The sequence below is a fragment of the Brenneria corticis genome, from assembly GCF_003115855.1.
Classification (GTDB): domain Bacteria; phylum Pseudomonadota; class Gammaproteobacteria; order Enterobacterales; family Enterobacteriaceae; genus Brenneria; species Brenneria corticis.
Genome location: NZ_KZ819105.1, coordinates 1 through 25,546, shown reverse-complemented (window position 1 = coordinate 25,546; position 25,546 = coordinate 1). Strand labels below are relative to the sequence as shown.

24 protein-coding genes are annotated in these 25,546 nt (G+C 57.4%); 13 read left to right on the top strand and 11 right to left on the bottom strand.

The window, feature by feature from the left end; all coding sequences use genetic code 11:
- Window positions 1-93: 93 nt before the first annotated feature.
- From DDT56_RS22965 to cysG, 6 genes are all read right to left on the bottom strand, one after another.
- The gene (locus tag DDT56_RS22965) at window positions 94-1,557 is read right to left on the bottom strand and encodes a M20 family metallopeptidase (protein ID WP_136168687.1); all 1,464 of its coding nucleotides are present in this window, start codon (window positions 1,555-1,557) and stop codon (window positions 94-96) included.
- 59 nt (window positions 1,558-1,616) lie between these two features.
- Window positions 1,617-2,486: a transporter substrate-binding domain-containing protein gene (locus DDT56_RS22960; RefSeq protein WP_136168686.1), complete on the bottom strand. Its 870-nt coding sequence runs from the start codon at window positions 2,484-2,486 to the stop codon at window positions 1,617-1,619.
- A 50-nt stretch (window positions 2,487-2,536) separates the two neighbouring features.
- The gene (locus DDT56_RS22955; protein ID WP_136168685.1) at window positions 2,537-3,301 is read right to left on the bottom strand and encodes an ABC transporter ATP-binding protein; all 765 of its coding nucleotides are present in this window, start codon (window positions 3,299-3,301) and stop codon (window positions 2,537-2,539) included.
- Window positions 3,298-4,032, bottom strand: coding sequence for an ABC transporter permease (locus DDT56_RS22950; RefSeq protein WP_136168684.1), 735 nt, complete (start codon window positions 4,030-4,032; stop codon window positions 3,298-3,300). Before DDT56_RS22950 ends, DDT56_RS22955 begins: the two co-directional genes overlap by 4 nt.
- Window positions 4,032-4,748 carry an ABC transporter permease gene (locus DDT56_RS22945; RefSeq protein ID WP_136168683.1) on the bottom strand — a complete coding sequence of 239 codons (717 nt, stop codon included), beginning with the start codon at window positions 4,746-4,748 and terminating at the stop codon, window positions 4,032-4,034. Before DDT56_RS22945 ends, DDT56_RS22950 begins: the two co-directional genes overlap by 1 nt.
- 294 nt (window positions 4,749-5,042) lie before the next feature.
- On the bottom strand, window positions 5,043-6,413 hold the full coding sequence (gene cysG, locus DDT56_RS22940) for a siroheme synthase CysG (protein ID WP_136168682.1): 1,371 nt from the start codon (window positions 6,411-6,413) through the stop codon (window positions 5,043-5,045).
- A 539-nt stretch (window positions 6,414-6,952) separates the two neighbouring features.
- On the opposite strand from cysG, the gene DDT56_RS22935 reads away from it, so the two are divergent.
- From DDT56_RS22935 to ppiA, 7 genes are all read left to right on the top strand, one after another.
- Entirely contained in the window at window positions 6,953-8,107 is a 1,155-nt protein-coding gene (locus DDT56_RS22935) for a mandelate racemase family protein (RefSeq protein ID WP_136168681.1), read from the top strand.
- Window positions 8,108-8,226: 119 nt separating this feature from the next.
- Window positions 8,227-9,837, top strand: coding sequence for an ABC transporter substrate-binding protein (locus tag DDT56_RS22930; RefSeq protein WP_136168680.1), 1,611 nt, complete (start codon window positions 8,227-8,229; stop codon window positions 9,835-9,837).
- Window positions 9,838-9,961: 124 nt separating this feature from the next.
- The gene (locus DDT56_RS22925) at window positions 9,962-11,002 is read left to right on the top strand and encodes an ABC transporter permease (protein ID WP_136168679.1); all 1,041 of its coding nucleotides are present in this window, start codon (window positions 9,962-9,964) and stop codon (window positions 11,000-11,002) included.
- 113 nt (window positions 11,003-11,115) lie between these two features.
- The gene (locus tag DDT56_RS22920; RefSeq protein WP_246856868.1) at window positions 11,116-11,922 is read left to right on the top strand and encodes an ABC transporter permease; all 807 of its coding nucleotides are present in this window, start codon (window positions 11,116-11,118) and stop codon (window positions 11,920-11,922) included.
- On the top strand, window positions 11,894-12,772 hold the full coding sequence (locus DDT56_RS22915; protein ID WP_136168677.1) for an ABC transporter ATP-binding protein: 879 nt from the start codon (window positions 11,894-11,896) through the stop codon (window positions 12,770-12,772). Before DDT56_RS22920 ends, DDT56_RS22915 begins: the two co-directional genes overlap by 29 nt.
- 27 nt (window positions 12,773-12,799) lie before the next feature.
- Window positions 12,800-13,576, top strand: a complete 777-nt coding sequence (locus DDT56_RS22910; RefSeq protein WP_136168690.1) for an ABC transporter ATP-binding protein — start codon at window positions 12,800-12,802, stop codon at window positions 13,574-13,576.
- A 193-nt stretch (window positions 13,577-13,769) separates the two neighbouring features.
- Entirely contained in the window at window positions 13,770-14,339 is a 570-nt protein-coding gene (gene ppiA, locus DDT56_RS22905; RefSeq protein ID WP_136168676.1) for a peptidylprolyl isomerase A, read from the top strand.
- 69 nt (window positions 14,340-14,408) lie between these two features.
- On the opposite strand, the gene DDT56_RS22900 is transcribed toward ppiA, so the two are convergent.
- The gene (locus DDT56_RS22900; protein WP_136168675.1) at window positions 14,409-15,533 is read right to left on the bottom strand and encodes a polysaccharide lyase; all 1,125 of its coding nucleotides are present in this window, start codon (window positions 15,531-15,533) and stop codon (window positions 14,409-14,411) included.
- Window positions 15,534-16,184: 651 nt separating this feature from the next.
- A complete protein-coding gene (crp, locus tag DDT56_RS22895; protein WP_004090925.1) occupies window positions 16,185-16,817 on the bottom strand; it encodes a cAMP-activated global transcriptional regulator CRP in 633 nt (210 codons plus the stop codon).
- Between the two features lie 317 nt (window positions 16,818-17,134).
- Here crp and DDT56_RS22890 point away from each other — a divergent pair, with 317 nt between their 5' ends.
- Window positions 17,135-17,542 carry an OsmC family protein gene (locus DDT56_RS22890; RefSeq protein WP_136168674.1) on the top strand — a complete coding sequence of 136 codons (408 nt, stop codon included), beginning with the start codon at window positions 17,135-17,137 and terminating at the stop codon, window positions 17,540-17,542.
- A 49-nt stretch (window positions 17,543-17,591) separates the two neighbouring features.
- Here the strand turns inward: DDT56_RS22890 and DDT56_RS22885 are convergent, their stop codons facing one another.
- A complete protein-coding gene (locus DDT56_RS22885; protein WP_009111184.1) occupies window positions 17,592-18,461 on the bottom strand; it encodes a phosphoribulokinase in 870 nt (289 codons plus the stop codon).
- Window positions 18,462-18,616: 155 nt separating this feature from the next.
- The gene (locus DDT56_RS22880; RefSeq protein ID WP_136168689.1) at window positions 18,617-18,853 is read right to left on the bottom strand and encodes a YheU family protein; all 237 of its coding nucleotides are present in this window, start codon (window positions 18,851-18,853) and stop codon (window positions 18,617-18,619) included.
- 144 nt (window positions 18,854-18,997) lie between these two features.
- Between DDT56_RS22880 and DDT56_RS22875 the strand changes: the two genes are divergently transcribed.
- On the top strand, window positions 18,998-19,600 hold the full coding sequence (locus DDT56_RS22875) for a LysE family translocator (protein WP_136168673.1): 603 nt from the start codon (window positions 18,998-19,000) through the stop codon (window positions 19,598-19,600).
- 50 nt (window positions 19,601-19,650) lie between these two features.
- Here DDT56_RS22875 and DDT56_RS22870 read toward each other — a convergent pair whose 3' ends face one another.
- Window positions 19,651-21,564, bottom strand: coding sequence for an ABC transporter ATP-binding protein (locus DDT56_RS22870; protein WP_136168672.1), 1,914 nt, complete (start codon window positions 21,562-21,564; stop codon window positions 19,651-19,653).
- A gap of 127 nt (window positions 21,565-21,691) precedes the next feature.
- Here DDT56_RS22870 and kefG point away from each other — a divergent pair, with 127 nt between their 5' ends.
- From kefG to slyD, 4 genes are all read left to right on the top strand, one after another.
- Window positions 21,692-22,243 carry a glutathione-regulated potassium-efflux system ancillary protein KefG gene (kefG, locus tag DDT56_RS22865; RefSeq protein ID WP_136168688.1) on the top strand — a complete coding sequence of 184 codons (552 nt, stop codon included), beginning with the start codon at window positions 21,692-21,694 and terminating at the stop codon, window positions 22,241-22,243.
- Window positions 22,244-22,245: 2 nt separating this feature from the next.
- Complete coding sequence (gene kefB / locus DDT56_RS22860; protein ID WP_136168671.1) at window positions 22,246-24,054, top strand: glutathione-regulated potassium-efflux system protein KefB; 1,809 nt, start codon at window positions 22,246-22,248, stop codon at window positions 24,052-24,054.
- A gap of 21 nt (window positions 24,055-24,075) precedes the next feature.
- Window positions 24,076-24,270, top strand: a complete 195-nt coding sequence (locus DDT56_RS22855; RefSeq protein WP_136168670.1) for a YheV family putative zinc ribbon protein — start codon at window positions 24,076-24,078, stop codon at window positions 24,268-24,270.
- 125 nt (window positions 24,271-24,395) lie between these two features.
- Window positions 24,396-24,968: a peptidylprolyl isomerase gene (slyD, locus tag DDT56_RS22850; RefSeq protein WP_136168669.1), complete on the top strand. Its 573-nt coding sequence runs from the start codon at window positions 24,396-24,398 to the stop codon at window positions 24,966-24,968.
- Window positions 24,969-25,546 lie beyond the last annotated feature (578 nt).

Here is a 25,546-nt window from a genome sequence, read left to right as displayed (position 1 = left end):
CACATGGCCTCTAGAGGTTCCTTGGATTTGTGTATAAGAGACAGCCCCTTCGCAGGGGAGGGAGTTGGCTCCTCCCGCTCCGACCTTCCCGCTTTATCTCTCGCTCTGCGGCAGCGGCGGAGAAACATCATCCGGGATCGGGTTCTCAAACGGCGTCTGTTGCAGCTTGGCCTGATGGTCGGCTTTAGCCTGGCTGATTAAATCAGGCGTCAGCAGCAGGTCTACCGCCAGAGAGGCCATCGCTTTGGCGGCATACTCCATTCCCTTGTGCGCCGCCGCGGTTTTCCCCTGCGCGACCAACTGCCATGAGTGCGCCGGCGTGCCGATGGCGTAGGTAGCGCTGCGAATTTGCACCGTCGGCACCACCCAGCTTACGGTTCCCACATCGGTTGAGCCGATAAAGGCTTCGTTGGGGCTGTAAAGCGGGTAGATGCCGTCGTGCAGCGTCAGCCCCGGCTGCGGTTTTACGCCGAAGCGGGCGTAAGATTCGCTAATATCCTCCGCCGTCAGCGCCGCCTGGAACTTCGCCGCCTGCTGGCGATCGGCTTCGTCAAAGGCGATCGGACCGAGCGCCAGCAAATGCTCATGCATGCGCTGCTCCAGCGGCGGATTGCCGATCAGGTTGGCGTCGCCGCTCAGTACCTCGCTGCTGACTTCGGTTTCGGTCATCAGCGCCGCGCCTTCGGCGATCTTTTTCACCCGTTTGACCAACTGGTGCAGCTCCGGCAACTGGCGGGCGCGCACCAGATATCTCACCGTGGCGTTGGCCTGCACCACGTTGGGCGCGTGGCCGCCGCTGTCGGTGATGGCGTAATGCACCCGGGCGGAGGAGGGCATATGCTCGCGCATATAGTTGACGCCGACGTTCATCAGCTCCACGGCGTCCAGGGCGCTGCGGCCGAGGTGCGGGCTGCTGGCGGCGTGGGAGGCCCGGCCTTTGAAGTGGAAGTTCAGCTCGTTGCAGGCCAGCGATACCGGGCTGTTGACGCCGGTAAAGGTGGCGGGATGCCAGCAGATGGCGATATCGACATCGTCAAACACACCGGCCTTGACCATAAAGCCTTTCGACGAGCCGCCTTCTTCCGCCGGGCAGCCGTAAAAACGGACCGTTCCCGGAATGTCGTGCTTTTGCAGGTAATCCTTGACCGCGGTCGCCGCCTGCAAGGCGGCGGTGCCGAGCAGGTTATGCCCGCAACCGTGTCCGTTGCCGCCGTTTTCCAGCGGCTTAGGCTCGGCCACGTTCGCCTGCTGGCTTAGCCCCGGCAGCGCATCGTATTCGCCAAGGATGGCGATAACCGGCGCTCCGCGGCCGAACTCGCCCAGCAGGGCCGTCGGCATCCCGGCAATGCCGGTGGTCAGGCGAAAACCTTCCGCCTCCAGCACCGCTTGGTGCTGCGCCGCCGAGCGATACTCCTCATAGTTCAGCTCCGGGGTGTCCCAGATGCCGTCGCTCAGGGCGAAGAATTGCTGACGCTTGACGGCAATCAGCTCGCAGATTTCCGCCACGGTTTGACGGTCGATAGAGGGCAAGCTCCCTTCTGTCTGTGTTGAATTCATGTGCTATATGCTCGTTATTTTTTCCGTAAGAGAGGTCGACAAGTTTTTTTCCGCCAGACTCAGAGCGGCGAGGTGTCCATGCCGAACCATTTTTCACTCAGCGTTTTCAGCGTGCCGTCGTTTTTGGCTTTCTCAATCGCCGCGTTAAACAGGGCTTTCAGTTCGGGATCGCCTTTACGCAGTCCAACGGAGGAGCCGCTGCCCAGAATGCCGCCGATAAACTGCGGGCCGGGGGTGACGATATCGGCGTTGCCGGGTTTTTCGGTAATCCCTTTCAGATAAGCGGCGGAGGCGATAACCAGATCGACGCGGCCGGCTTTCAAATCAAGATCGTGTTCCTGGGTGGTTTTATACTCGCGCACTTTCATCACCCCTTTGAGATATTTATCCAGAAAGGTGCTGGCGATAGAGGCGGACTGCACGCCGATGGTTTTGCCTTGCAGCAGCGGTTTCAGCTTTTCGATTTCTTCCCGCGCCACGGCTTCGTTTTCCGGTTTAAGCGAGAAGCGTTTGCCCGCGTCGGGGAATTGCCCGGCCAAGGGGCTGGATTTCAGTACGGCGAAGGTTTGCCCTGCCTGGGTATAGGGTTGGCTGAAGTCGATGACTTCCCGGCGTTTGTCCGTGGCGGACATGCCGGAAATGATGGCGTCGAACTTGCCCGCGTTCAGCGCCGGAATGGTGCTGGTGAACGGCTGCACGATGATTTGACATTTCACTTGCATACTGTCGCACAGCACTTTGTACAGATCGATTTCAAAGCCGTCCAGCGTACCGTCGGGCTTGGTGAAATTATAAGGGTGGAAAGCCCCTTCGGTGGCGATACGCACCGTGGTCCATTTTTTCTCTTGCGCCGCGGCGCTGAAAGAGGCGACCAGCGTGCTTGCCAGGCACAGTGAACAGGCGATCATTTTTAATTTTGCTTTCATGATGGAACGATTCTCCCGGTGTGGTGTTATTGCTTACTTATTGAATCTATGACCTACCAGCTGGCGATAAACTGCCGGAAACGGGCGGACCGGCTGGCGGTGAAAACCTGCTGCGGCGTTCCCTGCTCCTCGATTTCCCCCTGATGGAGGAACACCACGCGATTGGAGACTTCACGGGCGAAATCCATCTCATGGGTCACCACCAGCATGGTCATGCCCTCGTCGGCCAGCGTACGCATCACGCGCAACACTTCGCCGACCAGTTCCGGATCGAGCGCCGACGTCGGTTCGTCGAACAGCATCACTTTCGGCGCCATCGCCAGCGCGCGGGCAATGGCCGCCCGCTGCTGCTGGCCGCCGGAAAGGTGAGACGGGTAATAGTGCCGCTTGTCCGCCAGGCCGACCTTTTCCAGCAGCTGCTCGGCGCGCTCCACGCTCTCCGCGTGAGGGCGCTTTAAGACGTGCACCGGCGCTTCAATCACGTTTTCCAGCACCGTTTTGTGCGACCACAGGTTAAAGTTTTGAAACACCATGCCGAGCTGGGTGCGAATGCGGTCGATCTGCCTGGGATTGGACGGCCGGCTTTGCCCATTGCGGTTTGGCTTCATTTCGATGGATTCGCCGCCGACGATGATTTCGCCCCGATCGGGAAGTTCCAGCATGTTGATACAGCGCAGCAGGGTGGATTTCCCCGAACCGGATGAGCCAAGTATGGAAATCACTTCGCCCTGGGCGGCTTCAAAAGAGATCCCTTTCAGCACCTCCAGCGAGCCGAAGCTTTTGTGAATGTTGCGCAGGCTGATCGCAGGCGTGGTCATTGCAGGTCTCCCAATTTCTTGATTTTCTTTGCCGCCGACTGCGCGCCCGGCGCGCGTAAATGCGGGGTAACGGTGAACTCCGCCCACAGCAGCAGACGCGTCAGGATAAGGTTGATAAATAAGTAGATCGCCCCGGCGACCAGAAAGACTTCAAGCGCGCGGTAGGTTTCCGCGATGATGCGCGCGGCAATGCCGGTGATTTCCATCAGGGTGATAATGGAGGCCAGCGAGGTTGATTTGATCATCGAGATCAGTTCATTGCCATAGGCCGGCAGCGCCTGGCGTATCGCCAGCGGGAAAACAATGCGCTTAAAGATCATCCGCGACGGCATGCCGCAGGCGCGGGCCGCTTCTATCTGCCCCTCCGGCACGGATTGCAATCCGCCGCGGATAATTTCACTGGCGTAGGCCCCGGTGCACAGCGTCAGCGAGAGCAGCGCGCACCAGTAGGGTTCCCGCAGCAGCGGCCACAGAACGCTCTCCCTGACCCAGGGAAACTGCCCCAGGCCGTAATAGATGAGAAACAGCTGCACCAGCAGCGGCGTGCCGCGGAAAAACAGCACATAGGTGCGCGCCGCGGCGCGCAGAACCGGGTTGCCGGAAAGCTGCATCAGCGCCAGCCCCAGCGCCAGAAAGAATCCCAGCAGCACCGAGCCGACGGCCAGTTGCAGCGTTAGAGGGATGCCGGGAATGATTTCCAGAAACGTCTGGTAAAGAAAGGGAAAATCCATCAGCGCTTCACACCCCGGGAATAATGAGACTCCGCCCGGCGCATAATCCAGCCGGAAGCGAGAGAAATAAGCAGATACAGCATGGCCGCGGCCATAAAGAAGTCGAACGGTTTACCCGTCGAGCCGGCGCCGGTCTGCGACTGGGTCAACAGCTCCGCGACGCCGGTGACCGACACCAGCGCCGAGGCTTTCAGCACCAACTGCCAGACGTTGCCCAGCGCCGGAATCGCGTGGCGCAGCAGCAGCGGCATAATGATGCGCCGCAGGCGCAGCAGGGTGGGCATGCCGCAGGCTTTGGCGGCTTCTATTTCACCTTGGGAAACGGCATAGAACGCGCCGCGGTACACTTCGGTCTGCTGCGCGCCGGAAGAGACGCCCACGGCGATGACCCCGGCGATAAAGCCGGGAAAGCCCAAAAACTCATTGCTGCCCCACAGCCTGGCGATCAGGGTGAGCGCCGAACTGCCGCCGAAATAGAGCAGGTAGATGATCAGCAGGTCCGGTATGCCGCGGGTGATGGTGGTATAGGCATCGGCCAGATAGCGTACCGGACGATTGCCGCAAATTTTCGACCATGCTCCGATGGCGCCAATCAGTGCGCCGAGCAGGAAGCCGCAGGTCGCCAGGGCGATGGTCATTCCCGCGCCAATCAGTAATAATTTCCCCCAGCCATTTTCACCAAAACTGATGAGTTGCCAGAAAGTAACCTCTTCCACAAAATAGCTCCCAAAGGCTTATTGTCTGTTCCGGCGTCGCCGCGCCATTGCCGGGCGCATCGGGTAAAACACTTAGGATGCAAAGCAATATCCGGGCCAGGTTGCGCCGCTTCAGGCATTGACTATTTATTCATATAATTTGCGTATTCATTATTTTGAACTTAGCTAAAATAAGGGAGATAGGCGGCAGGGTAAAGCACTAAAGTGATGCTTTGCAGCAAGGTGCCATCAAATTAGTGCATTGTTATGCTTTATTCCGCTGCGTTGCCTTATGCCGGTGCGCAATCGCTCCGGCTAGCCGGCAAACCAGTTCAGTTTTTCTCTCAGGCCGACCACGTCGCCGATGATAATCAGGCTTGGGCTGGCGGCCTGTTGCGCCAGTTCGCCGAGCTGTGACAGCTGTCCGGTCAATACCCGCTGCGCGGCGGCGGTGCCGTTTTCGATCAGGGCGACGGGAACCGTTTCCGGGAGTCGCTGTTCCAGCAGTTTGCGCTGAATATCATCCGCCTGCTGCAGCCCCATGTAGAACACCAGCGTTTGCTTGTCAGCCGCCAGGCTGGCCCAGTCAAGCTCGCCGTCATGCCGGACGTGTCCGGTGATTAACCGCACGCTCTGCGCATGGTCGCGGTGGGTCAGGGGAATGCCGCTATAGGCGGAACAGCCGGAGGCGGCGGTGATGCCGGGCACCACGGAAAAAGGAATGCCCGCCTGTTGCAGATATTCCAGTTCTTCGCCGCCGCGGCCGAAGATAAAGGGATCGCCGCCTTTCAGCCGCACGACCCGCTTACCCGCCAGTGCTTTTTCCAGTAATAGCTGGTTGATCTGTTCCTGTGGAATACTGTGATGGCCGGACGCTTTGCCGACAAAAATACGCTCGGCGTCGCGTCTTATCAGGTTAAGCACCCCCTCCGAAACCAGGCGGTCGTAAACCACGATATCGGCCTGTTGCAGCTGCTGTAGGCCTTTCAGCGTCAGCAGTCCGGCGTCTCCCGGCCCTGCGCCCACCAGCACCACTTCGCCGCGATCGTCCAGCGGCTCGGAGAAAAGCTGTTCGGTAAGCTGTTGCACGCGGGCGGCGTCGCCATTGTCCAGCGATTGGGCCAGCCGGTCGTGGCTAAACAGCTTTTCCCAGAAACGGCGGCGGATACCCGTTTTTCTGAAACGGTTTTGCACCCGTTGCCGCAGTTCGCCGGCAAAGGCGGCCAGCTTGCCAAGATTCTGCGGCAGGGTGCTTTCCAGTTTTTCCCGCAGTATACGCGCCAGCACCGGCGCGGCTCCTCCGGACGACACGGCGACCATCAGCGGGGAGCGGTCGATGATCGACGGCATAATGAAACTGGCGCGCCGCGGCGAGTCGACCACGTTACAGAAGATGCGGCGCTGGCTGGCGCTGGCATAGACCTGGTCGTTGACCTGGCGATCGTCCGTGGCGGCGACCGCCAGCCAGACGTCGTTGAGCAGCGCCGCGTCGAATGCGCCCGGCGCCAGCGTGAGCCGCGCCTCGTCCCGCCAGGAGAGGAACTGCGCGTTAAAGTCGAGGGCATTGACCGTAAGACGCGCCCCGGCGTCCAGCAACAGCCGCGCCTTGCGCTCGGCTATCTCTCCGCCTCCCACCAATAAGCAGGGTTTATCGCGTAGCTGACAAAATATTGGCAGGTAATCCATGTAATCCTCTTGTACGGCTCAAATTGAATCATTCGTCCCGTTATACCCGCCCTCTCCCGGGGGCGGAGCCGCGGCGGCCCGCCTCTCGATAGGGTATAGGCACAGAACGAAAAGGGTTATATCAATGATGACGTATTATCACGCGCGGATGCACGCTTAATTTGCCTGTCGCCGCCAATCTATTGGTGCGGCGGCGGGGGATTTACCCCTTTTCAGGGTAAGGTTTTGGATTTTTGTCGTGATAATGCTCACAGGATGGTGGGCATTTGCCTAATTATCCGCCGCATAATTTTCCCAGATGACAGAAATTGCCTAATGACTAGCCCGCCAATAATCTCAATAATTAAAAAAATAAAACGCTATTTTCTTAATATTAACACAGGGTTTCTTTTGTGTGATGGCGATCTCGCTGTGAGCGACGGCGGATAGATATCTCCGCTTTTTCTCCTATACAGAGTTATATCGCGCTCGGCATACGCGCAGTTTTTCACTGCAAATCTTGTACATGAGTCGTGTTGAATATCAAGGCAGGTAACAAGGTGAAAATAGAATCAATTGATGTCACGGTTTTTACTTACCCTACGCGCCGGGTTGCCGACAGCGCGGGGCACTCACACCCGGGAGCGGAGAATCAGGCCAGGATGGCGCTGCTGACCATCAGCACCGACGACGGCCATCACGGCTACGCCTTTGCGCCGCCGGAAGTGATTCGCCCTTATATCGTCAACGCCTTTTTTCGCAAGGTGCTGATCGGGCAAAATCCGTTCGATCGCGAGCGCCTGTGGCAGGATCTGGTGCACTGGCAGCGCGGCAGCGCCAACCAACTGACCGACCGCGCATTGTCGATCGTCGAATCCGCCCTGTGGGATCTTCAGGGGCGGGCGCTCGATCTGCCGGTGCACAAACTGCTGGGCGGCTATCGCGATAAGGCGCCCGCCTACGGCAGCACCATGTGCGGCGACGAGCTGGAAGGAGGCTTGTCCACGCCGGAGGAGTACGGACTGTTTGCCGAGCAGCTGGTGCGGCGCGGCTATAAAGCTATCAAGCTGCACACCTGGATGCCGCCGGTGTCGTTCGCGCCCAGCCCGAAAATGGACGTCAAGGCGTGCGCCGCCGTACGTGAAGCCGTCGGCCCGGATATCAGCCTGATGCTGGATGGCTATCACTGGTACAGCCGCAGCGAGGCGCTGTATATCGGCCGTGAGCTGCAAAAGCTCGATTTCACCTGGTTTGAAGAACCGATGGAAGAGCAGAGCATGGCCTCTTACAGCTGGCTGACCAAAAGCCTGGATATTGACGTGATTGGGCCGGAAAGCCTGGCCGGCAAATATTTCAGCCGCGCCGACTGGGTGAAGGAGGGCGCCTGCGATATCCTGCGCGCCGGCGTGCAGGGCGTGGGCGGCATCGCGCCCTGTATGAAGGTGGCCGCTCTGGCCGAAGCCTTTGGCATGGACTGTGAGGTTCACGGCAACGGCGCGCCGAATCTGGCCGTGGTCGGCGCGATTAAAAACTGCCGCTGGTATGAGCGCGGCCTGCTGCATCCCTTCCTGGATTACGACCAACCCGCCGCCTATCTGCATGCCATTGTCGACCCGATGGACGACGAGGGCTTTGTGCATCTGCCGCAGCGTCCGGGGCTGGGGGAGGATATCAATTTTGACTGGATTGAGGAGCACACCCTGAGTAAGGATTAGTTTTTATATATAAATACAAATAGTTAGATTTTAAAAATACGGTTTGACGTCTGAAAAAGCACGCCGTTAAAAAATAATAAAGTTGTCGTCTTCCATACTTCCACACCTGGAGAAGAGTGATGAAAGCACGAGCAATACTTCGCATCCTACTGTTGAGTACCCTCTGTATGGCGGCCACGCCGGCCGTACTGTCCGCAAAAACCCCCGACGATCAGCTGATCGTCGGCATGAATATGAACAACATGCTGTCGCTCGATCCGGCCGCCATGACCGGCAATGAAGTGGTCGGGGTGATAGTGAATCTCTATGACTCGCTGGTGGAGCTCGACCCGCAAAACCTCAGCACCGTGCTGCCTTCGCTGGCGAAAAGCTGGAGCGTCAGCGACGACGGTAAAGTCATAACCTTCAATCTGGTGGATAACGCCAGGTTTCATTCCGGCAACGCGGTGACGGCGCAGGATTTCGCCTGGTCGATGAACCGGCTGCTGCACCTCAATATGGCGCAGGCCACCACCTGGAAATCCTACGGCTTTACCGCGGACAACGTGGAAAAGATGATCCGCGCCAAAGATGCCCATACGGTGGAAATCGAGCTGCCCAAACCGAACGATCCCAAGCTGGTGATCTATTCGCTGGCCACCCTGGGCAGCGGCTCGGTGCTGGATCGCCAGACGATTATGCAGCATGAGAAGAACGGCGACTGGGGCAACGGCTGGCTGACCACCAACGCCGCCGGATCCGGCCCGTTCAAGCTGGACGTGTGGCAGGCGAAGGACGTGCTGCGCATCAGCCGCGTCGAGGGGTACTGGCGCGGCGACGCCAAAATGAAACGCGTTATCTTCCGCCATATGACCGAGTCGCAGGCGCTGCGTCTGATGATTGAAAAAGGCGATATCGATGTCGCGACCGGGATGTCGGTGCCGGATATCAATGCCCTGAAACAGGACAAGAGCGTGGTGGTGGACGAGGTGAAAAAGGGCACGATCTATTACGTGGCGATGAGCCTGAAGAACGAACATTTCGCCAAACCCAAAGTGCGCGAAGCGGTGCGTTATCTGATCGATTACGACGGTATCAACAAGACGGTGATGACCGGCTACGGTTTCTATCATCAGCGTCCGATCCAGAAAGGGATGGACGCCACCTTGCCGAATCCTGGCTACAAGCTGGACGTGGCGCGCGCCAAAGCGCTGCTGGCGGAGGCGGGCTATCCCAACGGGTTCGCCACCACGCTGCGCGTGTTGTCGGATCAGCCGTTCCTCAATCTGGCGACGTCGGTACAGTCGACGCTGGCGCAGGCCGGCATCAAAGCCAGGATTCACTCCGGCACCGGCAATCAGGTGTACGGCGCGATGCGCGATCGCAACTTCGATATGCTGGTCGGTCGCGGCGGCGGCGGGGTCGATCCGCACCCGCACTCCAGCCTGCGTTCGGTCGTCTACAACCCGGATAACAGCGATGCGGCCAGGCTGACCAATTTCCAGGGCTGGCGCACCTCATTCTACGATAAACAGCTGAATGAGCTGATCGATCGGGCGCTGCTGGAAAAAGATCCGTCGCAGCAGAAGCAGCTGTATGCCGAGGTGCAGAACCGTTATGAAGCGCTGTATCCGGCCATCATTCCGGTTTCCCAGATGATCGACTCCGTGGTGCTGCGTACCGACGTGCAGGGGTATTTGCCGCATCCGTCATCGACCACGCGCCTGCGTGAGGTCTATAAACAGCGCTAGTTCGCTGCCGGTCAGATGAGGGATCCGCCTCCGTCGGTCCGTCATCTGCATCCTGCGCCCCACCACATTGCCGCGTCAGCGGCGACTTGGGGTCGCGACGCGCCGGAATATCGGGAGAAGGAATATGGTTTTCTCTGAGTGGATCAAGCCGGGCGGATTGCCGCATCGCTTGGTAAAACGCCTGTTTCAGGTCATCGTCACGCTGTTCGGGTTGCTGATTCTGACGTTTGTGATTGGCCGCGTGATGCCGATCGACCCGGTGCTGGCGATTGTCGGACAGGACGCCGATCAAAGCACCTATCAGCAGATGTATCAGCAACTGGGGCTGGATAAACCGCTGTACGTGCAGTTTTTTATCTACTTCAATTCGCTGCTGCACGGCGATTTGGGCAACGCGTTACTCACCGGGCGCCCGGTGATTGACGACATCATCCGCGTCTTCCCCGCCACCATCGAACTGGCCACCATGGCGATTATCGTCGGCGCGGGACTGGGCGTACCGCTCGGCGTGCTGGCGGCGGCAAGACGGGGGAAATGGGCGGATTACGCGGTGCGTTTTATCAGCCTGGCCGGCTACTCCACGCCGATTTTCTGGGTCGGCATGATGGGGCTGCTGCTGTTTTACGCCTGGCTTAACTGGGTCGGCGGCGCCGGACGGGTGGATATGGCGTACGACGGCCTGGTGGAAAACCGCACCGGCCTGCTGTTGCTGGACGCCATGCTGGCGGGGGAGTGGGACGTTTTCCGCAGCGCGCTGAATCATCTGGTATTGCCCGCCACCATTCTCGGCTTCCACTCGCTGGCCTATATCAGCCGTATGACGCGCAGCTTTATGCTGGCGCAGCTCTCGCAGGAGTACATCATTACCGCGCGGGTCAAGGGCCTGTCCGAATTCCGCGTCGTCTGGGGGCACGCGTTCCGCAATATTCTGGTGCAGCTGCTGACGGTGGTGGCGCTGGCCTACGGGTCGCTGCTGGAGGGCGCGGTGCTGATCGAAACGGTGTTCTCCTGGCCGGGTTTCGGCTCCTATCTCACCGGCAGCCTGCTGCTGGGCGATATGAATGCGGTGATGGGGTGCGTCCTGCTGGTGGGGCTGATCTTCGTCAGCCTGAACCTGCTGTCGGACATGCTGTATCAAATCTTTGACCCGAGGACCAACGCATGAATATTTCCTCTGAGCCGCCGGTAGTCCATGAATCGATAGCCCGAACGCCGCCGGAAAAGCGCGCGGGGCGTCTGCGTCTGCGGGGCGCGCGGCTGGCCGGTTTTCTGCTGCTGATGATGCGCAATCCGCTGACGGCCATTGGCTCCGCCATTGTGTTGATGCTGATGCTGGTGGCGATTTTCGCGCCCTGGATCGCCACCCACGATCCGCTGGCGCAGGATCTGGGCAATGCGCTGCAGGCGCCGGGCGCCGCCCACTGGTTCGGCAGCGATGAGTTTGGCCGCGACGTCTTCAGCCGTCTGGTTTACGGTTCGCGCATCACGCTGTATATCGTGGCGCTGGTGTCGGTGACCGTCGGGCCGATCGGCCTGCTGCTGGGTGTGGTCGCCGGCTACTACGGCGGGGTGGTGGACACCGTGCTGATGCGGATTACCGATATTTTTATCTCGTTTCCCAGCCTGGTGCTGGCGCTGGCCTTTGTGGCGGCGCTCGGGCCGGGGCTGGAGCATGTGGTGATTGCCATTACGCTGACCGCTTGGCCGCCGATCGCCCGTCTGGCGCGGGCGGAAACCCTGTCGCTGCGGCACGCCGACTTTGTCTCCGCGGTGAAACTGCAGGGAGCTTCATCCATTCGCATCCTGCTGCATCACATTGTGCCGCTGTGCCTGCCGTCGGTGATTATCCGTATCACCATGAATATGGCGGGCATCATTCTCACCGCCGCCGGTCTGGGCTTCCTGGGACTGGGGGCGCAGCCGCCCGATCCCGAATGGGGGGCGATGATTTCCGCCGGCCGGCGTTACATGATGGAGTGCTGGTGGCTGGTAACAATCCCGGGGCTGGCGATTCTGATTAACAGCCTGGCGTTCAACTTTCTTGGAGACGGCCTACGTGACATCCTCGATCCCAGAACTGAATAACCCCGCCTCCCGCGGAGCGCCGTTGCTGGACGTCGCCAATCTGCGGGTAAGCTTCGTCAACGGCGGCGTGGTGACGGACGCGGTGCGCGGCGTCTCCTTTACGCTCGGCTGCGAAAAGCTGGCCATCGTCGGCGAGTCCGGCTCCGGCAAATCCACCGTCGGCCGCGCCCTGCTGCAACTGCACCCGCACAGCGCCCGTATCAGCGCCGATCGGATGCGTTTCGGCGACATCGATCTGCTGCGGGCGGATGAGGCGCGCATGCGCCAGATCCGCGGCAAACGTATGTCGATGATTATGCAGGATCCCAAGTATTCGCTGAATCCGGTGGTGTGCGTGGGCGATCAGATCGCCGAGGCGTATCTGGCGCACCACAAGGTTTCCCGTCAGGAGGCGAAAGCCAGGGTGATGGCGATGCTGGAGGTGGTGCGCATCCGCCAGCCGGAACGAGTATACGGCCTCTATCCCCATGAGGTTTCGGGCGGGCAGGGGCAGCGCATTATGATCGCCATGATGCTGATCACCGAACCGGAAGTGGTGATTGCCGATGAGCCGACCTCGGCGCTGGACGTTTCCGTGCGTTTGCAGGTGCTGGCGATGCTCGACGATCTGGTGGGCGAACGCGGGCTGGGGCTGATTTTTATCAGCCATGATATCAATCTGGTGCGCAGCTTCTGCGATCGGGTGCTGGTGATGTACGCCGGGCGCGTGGTGGAGTCCATCGCCGCCGCCGATCTGGATAATGCGCGGCATCCCTATACCCGCGGCTTGCTGAATTCGCTGCCGGATATCGATAATCCCAGAGCGCGCCTGCCGGTGATGAACCGCGATCCGGCCTGGATTAACGCCTAAGGAGCAGAAACGATGCATAACCGTCCCATGATTGAGGTGAACGGCCTGAACCTCTGTTTCGGCCAGGGCAGCACGCGGAATCAGGTGCTGTACGACGTAAATCTTACCGTGAATGATGGCGCTATCTTCGGTCTGGTGGGGGAGTCCGGTTCGGGGAAAACCACGGTACTGAAATGTCTGGCCGGGCTGTTCAATCACTGGCAGGGCAACCTGCTGATTGACGGTCAGCCGCTGGCGCACCGTATCGATCGGGGGCGTTGCCGCCGGGTGCAGATGGTGTTTCAGGACCCCTATGGCTCGCTGCATCCCCGCCATACGGTGGAGTCGATACTGGAAGAGCCGCTGTTGATCCATCGCTTTGCCGACCGCGACGACCGTATTGATACGCTGCTGGAAAAGGTGGGGTTGGGAACGTCGTTTCGCCGCCGCTATCCCCACCAGCTTTCCGGCGGGCAGCGTCAGCGCGTCGCCATCGCCCGGGCGCTGATCCTGGAGCCGCGGGTGCTGCTGCTGGATGAGCCCACCTCGGCGCTGGACGTCTCCGTGCAGGCGGAAATCCTCAATCTGCTGGCCGAGTTGCAGCAGCAGGAGAAATTGACCTATCTGCTGGTGACCCACGATCTGGGAGTGATTTCCCATCTGTGCCATAAGGTGGCGGTGATGCAATACGGCCGGATACTGGAAACGCTGGATATCGGCGACTTGACCCGCGATACGCCGAAAAATGCCTATACCACCATGCTGGTGGAGGCCAGCCGCCAATACAGCCGCGATCTGGCGGTGCGTTCGGAACTCATGGGATGATTTAATCGCCTCGGAGCTGGAATAACACGACTGGGGGCTGGCCGTTGTGTCGGCCCTTACTTGAACTGGCGGTTAACGATTGGTTACGATGTGAATTCGCTACGTAAAAAAAGGTAAATCGGTGGCGTTGCGGGGGGCGGGTATTTACAATCATTACGCTTTCTGTAACCAGTCTTATCCACAAGGAATTCTCATGTTCAAACGTACTCTGGTTGCTGCGGCAGCCTTTATTTCACTTAGCGCGTTTTCCCCGCTGTTTGCCGCCACTGGCGCTACGCATGTGTTGCTGACCACCTCGGCGGGAAACATTGAGCTGGCACTGGATGAGCAAAAAGCCCCGGTTTCGGTGAAAAACTTTGTTGAGTACGTGAATAACGGTTTTTATAACGGCACCACGTTTCATCGCGTGATCCCCGGCTTTATGATCCAGGGCGGCGGCTTTACCGATGATATGAAGCAGAAAGCGCCCAATCCGCCGATCAAAAACGAGGCGGATAACGGTTTGCGCAACCTGCGCGGCACCATCGCCATGGCGCGTACCGCCGACAAGGACAGCGCCACCAGTCAGTTCTTTATCAACGTGGCGGACAACGCCTTTCTCGATCACGGCCAGCGCGATTTTGGCTACGCGGTCTTTGGCCGGGTGGTAAAAGGGATGGAGGTCGCGGATAAGATTTCCCAGGCGCAGACGGAAAACGTCGGCCCGTATCAGAACGTGCCTATCAAACCCGTGGTTATCCAGTCAGCGAAGGTCTTGCCCTAAGCGCTTTCTGATTGGCGGTCTAAGAACGGGCGAGTTTACCCAACTCGCCCGGATTAAATCAGCGCATCGTTATTGACAGGCTGAGGCGGTCAATACGGCAAGGTTCTTGCCGACGCCGGCATAGTTCGCCAGTTTATCTTTTACGCACTGCGCGGTTACCGGCGAGTAGCTATAAGGGAGTGCGGGGAATGTGCCGGTGCTGGTCCAGCTATCGGCATTGACATAGGCTTTGGAATCTTTGTTCCAGGTGATGTCGTAGGTGGTGAAATCGGCTGGTTTGGTAATGTTGTTGTTGCGCAGCTCCCATGTGCCGAAATTCGAGCCATCGTAACGGGATGTCACCGGGTTTTTCGCATTCTCGAACCAGTTGCTTTCGATCAATGCGATACCTTTCTGACGAACGTTCAGTCCTGAACTGGTGATGCCTGAATAGAGGTTGTTGTAGGCATGCACCTGACCGCCACGCTGCAGCGGCAGCCGGGCGTTTACGTCGCTGTAGATGTTGTGGTGATAGGTGAGGTTGCGTCCGGTATCGCTGTTGCTGGAACCGCTTAAACCGACCTTTTTGACGCCGTGAATGTAGTTGTAGGATACGGTGACGTTGGTCGAGCCTTTTTTGATATCCACGGCGGATTCAAAGGTGGTATCGCCGTCCGGCGTACCCTCGCACTCATGGTTTTTCGCGAAGATCTCGTTATGGTCGATCCAGACGTTCGGGGAGTCGTCGATGCGGATTGCATCGCCATCCTGGGCGCCTCCGGGCATATAACCCATGCGCATATTACGCACCACGACGTTGGACGACTTGGTGATCCAGATGCCGAAGTTCGTTGAGGAACCATTGCCGCCGAGGATGGTAATGCCTTTGGTAAACTCCTTGATCTCCACGCCGCGCGCCGGTTTGCTCCATTGACCGCAGATATCGGCTTCCGCCGCCTTGATTAAGTCATCTTCATTGCCGTTATAGGTGATGACGACGGGGTAGGCGCCGCCCGACACTTTTTTACCGCTTGAATCCAGACGCGCGGCCGCGATGATATCGACAATGTCCTGCATCGAACCGGCGGTTTTATTGACGGCGCCGGAAACGTTGCCGCCGTCGGTGGTGGCATAGCCGCCGGTATCGGCCGCCATCGCGGGTTGGCAGGCAAGAAATAACAGCCCGGCGGCGGCTGAAGGCAGTAGGTATTTCATAAGGATTATCTCCTGTTGGAATATAACTTTCGTTAAGGCATTTATCGTTCCATATGCCCAGAGTAATAAGGTTGGATTTTTTCGCTGAAAATGAAAAATCGGTTTTCAGTTTTATGAAAATCCGCATCAGTGTTATCACAAAAATAAAACAATTCAATACGGTAAATTCAATGCATCTTTTGAATGATCGAAGTTAAAGGAGGGTTTATGAAAATGGAATTGCCAGCCTAAATTACATCTTTGGTATTTATTGTTTTATTATCAGTAAGTTATGTCTTAATGGTGGGTTTTTTAATTTTCTTTGGTTTCTATTTTTACCAATATATTAATCTAAGGTGGATTTGTCTGAAAAATCCCACCTATATCCGTATTAATAGGGATTTTCTTAAAATAAATAAAAATGAAATTTTATTGATCTATATTAAAATACAACTTTATAAACTATGACCGATTTTTATATTTAACGTTGTTGCAAAAAATAAATGCTGCCTGTTAATAAGGCTATTTATATTTTCAGTAAATAATATATTTTAATAATAAATACCCTGCTCATTAACTGGCGGGTAAATCCGAGAGCTGCGTTGATGGTGATAAAAAAAAAAAAGCGTGAAGGCCGCTTCACGCTTTTTTGTTGTAGGGTAACGGAATGGTTTAACGGGTACCGTAAACCACAATCGTTTTACCATGTGCGGAGATCAGGTTCTGGTCTTCCAGCATTTTAAGAATACGGCCCACGGTTTCGCGTGAACAGCCGACGATTTGCCCAATTTCCTGACGGGTGATTTTTATTTGCATGCCATCCGGGTGAGTCATGGCATCGGGCTGTTTTGCCAGGTTCAGTAAGGTCTGAGCAATACGGCCGGTGACGTCGAGAAACGCCAGATTACCGACTTTCTCTGAGGTAACCTGCAGTCTGCTGGCCATTTGCGCCGACAGGCGCATCAGAATATCGGGATTCACCTGAATCAACTGCCGGAACTTTTTATAAGAAATTTCAGCAACTTCACAAGCCGTTTTCGCCCGTACCCAGGCGCTTCGCTCCTGACCTTCTTCAAACAGGCCAAGTTCACCGATAAAATCTCCCTGATTGAGATAAGAGAGAATCATTTCCTTGCCTTCTTCATCTTTGATCAGCACTGCGACAGAGCCTTTCACGATGTAGTAAAGCGTTTCTGCTTTTTCACCCTGGTGAATAAGCGTGCTCTTCGATGGATACTTGTGGATATGACAATGAGAAAGGAACCATTCGAGAGTCGGGTCTGTTTGCGGTTTGCCGAGAACCATTCGCTATCATCCTCTGTTGTAATTCACTGCGCAAATCACAGGGCTCAGAGTTCCCTGTACGGCGTATTCCTGCTAAACATTCAAAAATTCGTGTAGGAAGAATGACGTCAGGGAATATACTGGAGCCTCTATCTGGCGACATCATCATCTCCCCGGTATCTGAGTTTGTCCAGAAAAGGCAGATTCTATTTTCGTTTGTAACACAGCTTGAAGGACCTGTCTTGTGTTGTCTCGCTTCAGCATGATGAAGCTTTGGTTATAGCGTGTTTTTGTACAGTAACGATATAAATTTTCAAAAAAATTTTAGCGGAGGCGGCATGCAGGCTCGAGTGAAGTGGGTTGAAGGCTTAACATTTCTTGGCGAATCAGCGTCCGGGCATCAGGTGCTGATGGACGGCAATTCGGGAGACAAGGCGCCAAGCCCGATGGAAATGGTGTTGATGTCGGTCGGCGGCTGCAGTGCGATTGACGTGGTGTCGATCCTGCAGAAAGGCCGTCATGACGTTGCGGACTGCGAGGTTAAACTGACCTCGGAGCGCAGAACGGAAGCGCCGCGCCTGTTTACCCATATCAATCTGCATTTTATCGTAACGGGAAAAGGGCTGACGGAGAAAGCGGTGGAACGGGCGGTGGCGCTCTCCGCGGAGCGCTATTGCTCGGTGGCGCTGATGCTGGGTAAAGCCGTTGAGGTCACGCACAGTCATGAAGTCCGCATTGCGGGGTAATCCTCGGCGTAGCGCCCGCTGATGCCGCGCCGCGTTTTGCCGCGGCGGACTATTCGATTTTTTTCCCTTCCAGCAGGCGCTGCACCAGCGGCGCCATAATCAACTCCATCGCCAGACCCATTTTCCCGCCGGGCACCACCAGGGTGTTGATATGGGAAATAAACGATCCCTGCAACATGGCCAGCAGATAAGGGTAGTCAATATTATCCAGTCCCTGGAAATGAATCACCACGAAGCTTTCGTCCAGTGAAGGGATCGACTTGGCGGCGAACGGGTTGGAGGTATCAACGGTGGGAACGCGCTGGAAGTTGATGTGCGTGCGTGAAAACTGCGGCGTAATGTAGGTGATGTAGTCTTCCATGGAGCGCACCACCGAATCCATCACCGCTTCGCGCGAGTGCCCGCGCTCGTTCACATCGCGAATCAGTTTCTGAATCCATTCCAGGTTGACGATCGGCACTACGCCGACCAGCAAATCGACGTGCTGCGCCACATTGTGCCTATCGGTCACCACGCCGCCATGCAGTCCTTCATAAAACAGCACGTCGGTGGGTTCCGGCATCGGCTCCCACGGCGTGAACGTGCCGGGCACCTGGTTGTAGGGGATCGCTTCATCATAGGTGTGGAGGTATTTACGGGTTTTACCGCGCCCGTGGCGGCCATATTCGGTAAATGACTGCTCCAGCAGGCTGAAATCATTGGCCTCCGGGCCGAAATAGCTGATATGACGCCCGAGATCCCGCGCCTTACGTATTTCCATATCCATTTCCGGGCGGGTATAGCGGTGGAAGCTGTCACCTTCAAGCTGGGCGGCGCGCATGTTTAACTGCTGAAAAATCTTGTGGAATGCCTGGCTGGTCGTTGTGGTTCCCGCTCCGCTGGAGCCGGTAACCGCAATAATCGGATGCTGATGTGACATAAGGCGCTTCACTCCATGATGGTGACGTTTGCGGCGGGGCTTGCCGGGAAAACGTCATCAAAAAAGACAAGGTTTCAGGCTGCTGAAAGAGGTTTTTATCATTGTTAGCATGGTTGCCGATAGCGATGCATCCTCTTTTTTGGCTTTTGCGGCGTTCAGCGCGGGTGATACTCGCCGGCATTAAACTGGCCGCGGGGCATGATGTTGATGGTTTCATGCAGCTCCGACCACACCAGAACCACTTCGCCGGACTCCAGTTGCCGGCGCACGTCGGCGACCTTTTGCGCCAGCGTGCGCTCCTGTTCGCCGTAATCCGTTCCTTCGCGCAGTACGAAAGATTCAATAAGGTTTTCCAGTGTTTCAGGATCGAGTTGCTGCCAGGGAATAATCACGATATTTGTCCAGAAAAAGTGTTGTACGATCAATAACACACTGTTAGCTTCAATACTGCCGGTTAACAAACTATTGGCTACCAATCATCAATTCATAACCAAACTATACCGTAAAAATAGCTGAGGGCGAGGGGCGCCCGTTACATGGAACTAAGCCTGTTTTTGTCGATGCTGGGTTTTCTTTGGGTGGCGGCGATTACTCCGGGACCGAACAATATGCTATTGACCACCTCTGGCGCCAACTTCGGTTTTTATCGCTCTCTGTGGCTGATGCTCGGCATCATGCTGGGCATGCAGAGTATTTTACTGCTGGTGGCGTTCGGTGTCGGCGGCCTGTTGCTGGTCTATCCTTCGCTGCATTTCACCCTCAAGGTGCTCGGCAGTTTGTATCTGCTGTGGCTGGCGTGGAAAATCGCCACCGCCGCCTATGAAAGGCTGGAGACGACGGCTGCGCCGCCGCGGCCTATCCGGCTTTATCAGGGATGGCTGCTGCAGTTTCTCAATCCCAAGGCCTGGCTGATGGCGCTGGGGGCCGTCGCCAGCTTCAGTCTGGCAGGGCAGGAGTACAGGCACTCGGTGGCGGCGATAAGCGTCGGCATCGTCCTGGTGAACCTGGTTTCCGGCGTGATATGGCTCGGCTTCGGTACGCTGATCGGCCGGCTGTTGCGCAGTAAAAAAGCCTGGATTATCTTCAACGTATCCATGGGCGTGCTGACGGCGGCCTGCGTGCTGCTGATTTGGCACTAGCGCCGCGGCGCGGGGCGCTAATCGGTGTATCGACCCGCGCCGGCGGTGACTTAAGCGGAGAGCGAGCGGTTCATCTGCTCTAGCTGCTCTTGCGCGTCGAGCCAGGCCATCTCCGTTTCTTCCAACTGCGCCTTGACCTGTGTCTGCTGCTGCAGGCACGCCGTAAGCTCGGTTTTGCGGTCGATATCATACAGCTCGCCGTCCGCCAGCCGGGCCTCAACGGCCGCCAGTTCGGCGCCCAGCTTTTCCATCTGCTGTTCAAGCCGGGTGATTTGCTTACGCAGCGGCTGCGTTTGCGTTCTCAGCTCGGCTTCGCGCCGCTTCTGGTCTTTTCTGGCCTGCGCGCTGTTGGCGGCGTTCTCTTTCGGCGCGTCATCGGCGTCGCCGCTTTGACGCTGCCGGTCCACCAGCCACTGTTGGTAATCCTCCAGATCGCCGTCAAAGGGCTCGACCCTGCGGTCGTGCACCAGGTAGAGATCGTCGGTGGTGGAGCGGATCAGGTGTCTGTCGTGCGATACCACCACCAGCGCGCCTTCAAAATCGATCAGCGCTTCCGTCAGCGCCTGGCGCATATCGAGATCCAGGTGGTTGGTGGGTTCGTCGAGCAGCAACAGGTTCGGGCGCTGCCAGACGATAAGCGCCAGCACCAGCCGGGCTTTTTCTCCCCCGGAGAAGCGGGCGGTGATTTCCGTCACCTTGTCGCCGCGAAAACCGAAGCCGCCGAGGTAATCGCGCAGCTGCTGTTCCGTTTCCCGTTCCGCCAAACGCACCAGGTGTTGTAACGGCGATTCGTCGGCGCGCAGAAACTCCAGCTGATGCTGGGCGAAATAGCCCAGCTTTACCCCTTTGGCCAGGCCGATCTCGCCTTGCTGGGGAGCAAGGGTTCCCGCCAGCAGCTTAATCAGCGTGGATTTACCGGCGCCGTTGTGCCCCAGCAGGCCGATGCGCGAGCCGGGCACCAGATTCAGTTTGATCGACTCCAGAATCAGCTTATCGTCGTAGCCGGCGCTGACCTTCTCCATTTTCAGCAGCGGATTCGGCAGCGACTCAGGGGGGCGAAAGCTGAAACGGAAAGGGTTGTCCACGTGCGCGGGGGCGATCATCTCCATTCGCTCCAGCATTTTTATCCGGCTTTGCGCCTGCTTGGCCTTGGTGGCCTTGGCCCGGAAGCGGTCGATGTAGTGTTGCAGATGAGCGACGCGCTCCTGCTGATGTTCATACAGCGACTGCTGCTGCGCCAGCCGGGTGGCACGCTGCTGCTCGAACGAGGTGTAGTTGCCGGTGTACTCGTTAAGCGTCTGCTGCTCGATATGCAATATTTTATTGACGATGGGATCGAGGAAATCGCGGTCGTGCGAAATCAGCACCAGCGTGCCGGGGTAGCTTTTCAGCCACTTCTCCAGCCAGATCACCGCGTCCAGATCGAGGTGGTTGGTGGGTTCGTCGAGCAGCAACAGATCGGAACGGCAGATTAACGCCTGCGCCAGATTGAGACGCATGCGCCAGCCGCCGGAGAAGGCGCTGACCGGCTGCCGGAGCTGATCCTGGGAGAAGCCGAGGCCGTGCAGCAAACTTGACGCTCTGGCCTGGATGGTCCAGGCCTGGATGGCGTCCAGCTTGCCGTGCAGGGTCGCAATGGCGTGGCCGTCGTTGTTGGCGTTGGCGGCGTGCAGTTCGGCTTCCAACTGGCGAAATTCGCGATCGCCGTCGATAACGTAATCCAGCGCCGGCACGTCCAGCGCCGGCGTTTCCTGGTTCACCCAGGCCAGCGCCCAGCCCTGCGGGAAGGTCGCGCTGCCGCCGTCGGCGCTGATTTCATCTTTCAGTAACGCCAGCAGGGTAGATTTACCACAGCCGTTCTTGCCCACCAGACCCACTTTCTGGCCGGGGTTGATGGTGGCCGTGGCGTTATCCAGCAGAACATGTACACCACGTCGAATTTGCAGCGAGGAGAAAACAATCATAAAGCGCCGTATGTTCAGAGTATGTTAAATTATGAACCTGATATCAGGACCGAGGCGTCCTGTTTTTAGTCGTAGCGCTGCATGGTAACGGAAAACGACAACCATGACGACGCTTTGGAGGGGAATGATGTCGCAGCCACCCAGGATTTTGCTGCTGTATGCCCATCCGGAATCACAGGACTCGGTGGCGAACCGGGTTTTACTGCAACCGGCACAACGGCTGGATAACGTCACCGTACACGATCTGTACGCGCACTATCCTGATTTCTTTATCGATATTTACCATGAGCAACAGCTGCTGCGCGAGCATCAGGTGATTGTATTCCAGCATCCGCTATACACCTACAGCTGCCCGGCGTTATTGAAAGAGTGGCTCGACCGGGTGCTGTCGCGCGGCTTCGCCAATGGGATCGGCGGCAATGCGCTGGCGGGAAAACACTGGCGTTCGGTCATTACCACCGGCGAGCCGGAGGACGCCTATCGTCCCGGCGGCGGCAACCGCTATTCCGTGGACGATCTGCTGCGCCCGTTTGAAATGACCGCCGCCCTGTGCCGTATGCGCTGGATAAAGCCCATGATGGTTTACTGGGCGCGCCGTCTGCCGCCGGATGTCTTGTCCGGCCGTGCCCGCGCCTATGGCGAATGGCTGGCGTCGCCTTTCGAAAACGAGGCGCGCTGATTATGGAGAGCTCCGCATTACTCATCGCCTGCGTGCTGTTTTTATTTGTGGCGGTGGTCGCCGTGCCGATCGCCGCGCGATTAGGCATCGGCGCCGTGCTGGGCTATCTGCTCGCCGGGATTGCCATCGGCCCCTGGGGATTGGGCTTTATTCGGGATGTTGACGCCATCCTGCACTTTTCCGAGCTCGGCGTCGTTTTTCTGATGTTTATCATCGGACTGGAGCTGAATCCGAAAAAATTGTGGACGCTGCGGCGCTCCATTTTCGGCGTCGGCGCCGCGCAGGTCGGTCTGAGCGCGCTGGTGCTGGGCGGGGCGCTGTATCTGACCGATTTCTCCTGGCAGTCGGCGCTGATTGGCGGGATAGGGCTGGCGATGTCGTCCACGGCGATGGCGTTGCAGCTGATGCGTGAAAAAGGGATGAATCGCAGCGAGTCCGGGCAGTTGGGCTTTTCCGTGCTGCTGTTTCAGGATCTGGCTGTTATTCCCGCGTTGGCGCTGATCCCCATTCTGGCCGGCGTACAGGGCGAGGTGGACGACTGGAATCACATCGCCCTGAAAGTGGCGGCGTTCGCCGGCATGCTGATTGGCGGCCGCTATCTGGTGCGCCCGCTGTTCCGCTTTATCGCCGCGTCCGGCGTTCGTGAAGTGTTTACCGCCGCCGCGCTGCTGCTGGTGTTGGGGTCGGCATTATTTATGCAAGCGCTGGGTTTCTCGATGGCGCTGGGCACCTTTATCGCCGGGGTTCTGCTGGCGGAAAGCGAATATCGCCATGAACTGGAAATCGCCATCGAGCCATTCAAAGGGCTGCTGCTGGGGCTGTTCTTTATTTCCGTCGGCATGGCGCTGAACCTGGGGATTCTCTACACCCACATTATCAAGGTGCTGATTGCGGTATTGGTGCTGGTGGCGGTCAAAGGCGCGGTGTTATACGTTTTGGCGCGCATCAACCGCATGCGTCGTGCCGAGCGTTTGCAGTTTGCCGGCGTGTTGAGCCAGGGCGGCGAGTTCGCGTTTGTGCTGTTTTCGGCGGCCGCGACGTACAACGTCCTGCAGGGCGATCAACTGCCGCTGCTGTTGGTGACGGTAACGCTGTCGATGATGACCACGCCGCTGTTGATGCAGTTTATCGACCGGATTCTGGCGCGCCGTTATAACCAGCGGGACGCTTCCGACGAGCAGCCCTATGTCGCCGACGATGAGCCGCAGGTTATCGTGGTGGGATTCGGGCGCTTCGGTCAGGTCGTCGGTCGCTTGCTGATGGCCAATAAAATGCGCATTACCGTATTGGAACACGATATCAGCGTCGTCAGCCTGATGAGAAGCTATGGTTATAAAGTATACTATGGCGATGCGGCGGAGCTGGAGTTGCTGCGCGCGGCGGGGGCGGCAAAGGCGCAGTCGATCGTGATTACCTGCAATGCGCCGCAAGATACCATGGAAATTGTGCATCTGTGCCAGCAGCATTTTCCGCATCTGGAAATTCTGGCGCGGGCGCGGGGACGGGTCGAGGCGCATGAGCTGTTGCAGGCAGGCGTGGCGAATTTCTCGCGCGAAACCTTCTCCAGCGCGCTGGAGTTGGGACGCAAGGCGCTGATGTCGCTGGGAATGCATCCTCATCAGGCATTTCGCGCCCAGCAGCATTTCCGGCGTCTGGATATGCGCATGCTGCGCGAACTGATGCCGCAACTGCCCGGCGACGTGGCGCAGATATCCCGCGCCAAGGAGGCGCGTCGCGAGCTGGAAGATATTTTCCAGCGGGAAATGCAGCGTGAACGGCGGCGCCCTGACGATTGGGATGAAGTGGAATAACGGAACGATAGGTCACGAAACATGCGTAAACGATTTATTGCCGGGGCCGTGTGCCCCGAATGTCAGGCGCTGGATACGCTGGCCGTCGGGCGTGAAGATCAGACGGAAGTCGTGACCTGCGTAAAATGCGGTTACCGCCAAAGCCGGTCGGACGCTGCGCCGGCGGAGCCGCAACGGTCGGACCGCAACATCATCGGCATTTTTCATCCTGATTGAAGCCGCGGTGGCGTTTGCAGTCGGGCCGTCATGGGGCGACGTGAAAAAAGCTCCCTGAGACGGTACACGGGGATTTTTTTCAGCTACAATTTGCGCCAGTTTGATTTCCAACGGTAGGAGATATCATGAAAGTAGCAAAAGATCTGGTGGTCAGCCTGGCCTACCAGGTACGTACAGAAGACGGTGTATTGGTCGATGAGTCTCCGGTGAGTGCTCCGCTGGACTATCTGCATGGTCACGGTTCGTTGATTTCCGGTCTGGAAACTGCGCTGGACGGCCGCGCCGTGGGCGACCGTTTTGACGTCAATATCGCCTCAAACGACGCTTACGGTAATTACGATGAAAACCTGGTTCAGCGCGTACCCAAAGATGTCTTTATGGGCGTGGACGAACTGCAGGTCGGTATGCGTTTCCTGGCGGAAACCGACCAGGGGCCGGTGCCGGTTGAAATTACCGAAGTGGAAGACGACCACGTCGTGGTTGACGGCAACCATATGCTGGCGGGCCAGAATCTGAGCTTTAACGTTGAGGTTATCGCCATTCGCGAAGCCACCGAAGAGGAACTGGCTCATGGCCACGTGCACGGCGAGCACGATCATGAACACGGCGACGGTTGCTGCGGCGGCCATGGTCACGATCATGACCATGAGCAGGGTAAAGGCGGTTGCGGCGGCCACGGCGGATGCGGTTGCCACTAATCCGCTTGAGCTGAGGCGAGGTAGCCCCTGTTTTCATCTCTGCAAAGCCTGATGCCATTATATGGCGTCAGGCTTTTTGCTATGTGTTGTTATCTTTATGATTGGTAAGTGAATTCCAGGCATCTCTCTTATATCGGCTCGCTGATTTTCACCCCCTTTCCGTTATCCTCTTTCCTCTCTTACACGTATCATTTTTTTAAGTAAACCATGCTGGCTTGATCGCTAAGTAGCGATATTCATCACATAACTTAGCGAAACCTTTAGCACGCTTATTGACACTTATCCGCGCTTTGCTGAAATATATGCAAACGTTCCCAGGAACGTTATTACCATACTATTCAAAAAACTATATCCAACGCTATTGGTGTTGCTGGCAAGCGACAAATAAACGAGCCCTGATGAACTTATTCAGGTCGATGCACCGGGGAAGCGTGGTCAACATCGCGGCAGCTTCAGGCGGGAAAGGTATAGGTATATAACAAAATAAGAGAATAACACTATGAAGAACATCAATATTGATTTACGAGGTCTGAACCCTGCTCCCATTACTCCCTTTACCCGCGATGGCGCCGTGGACT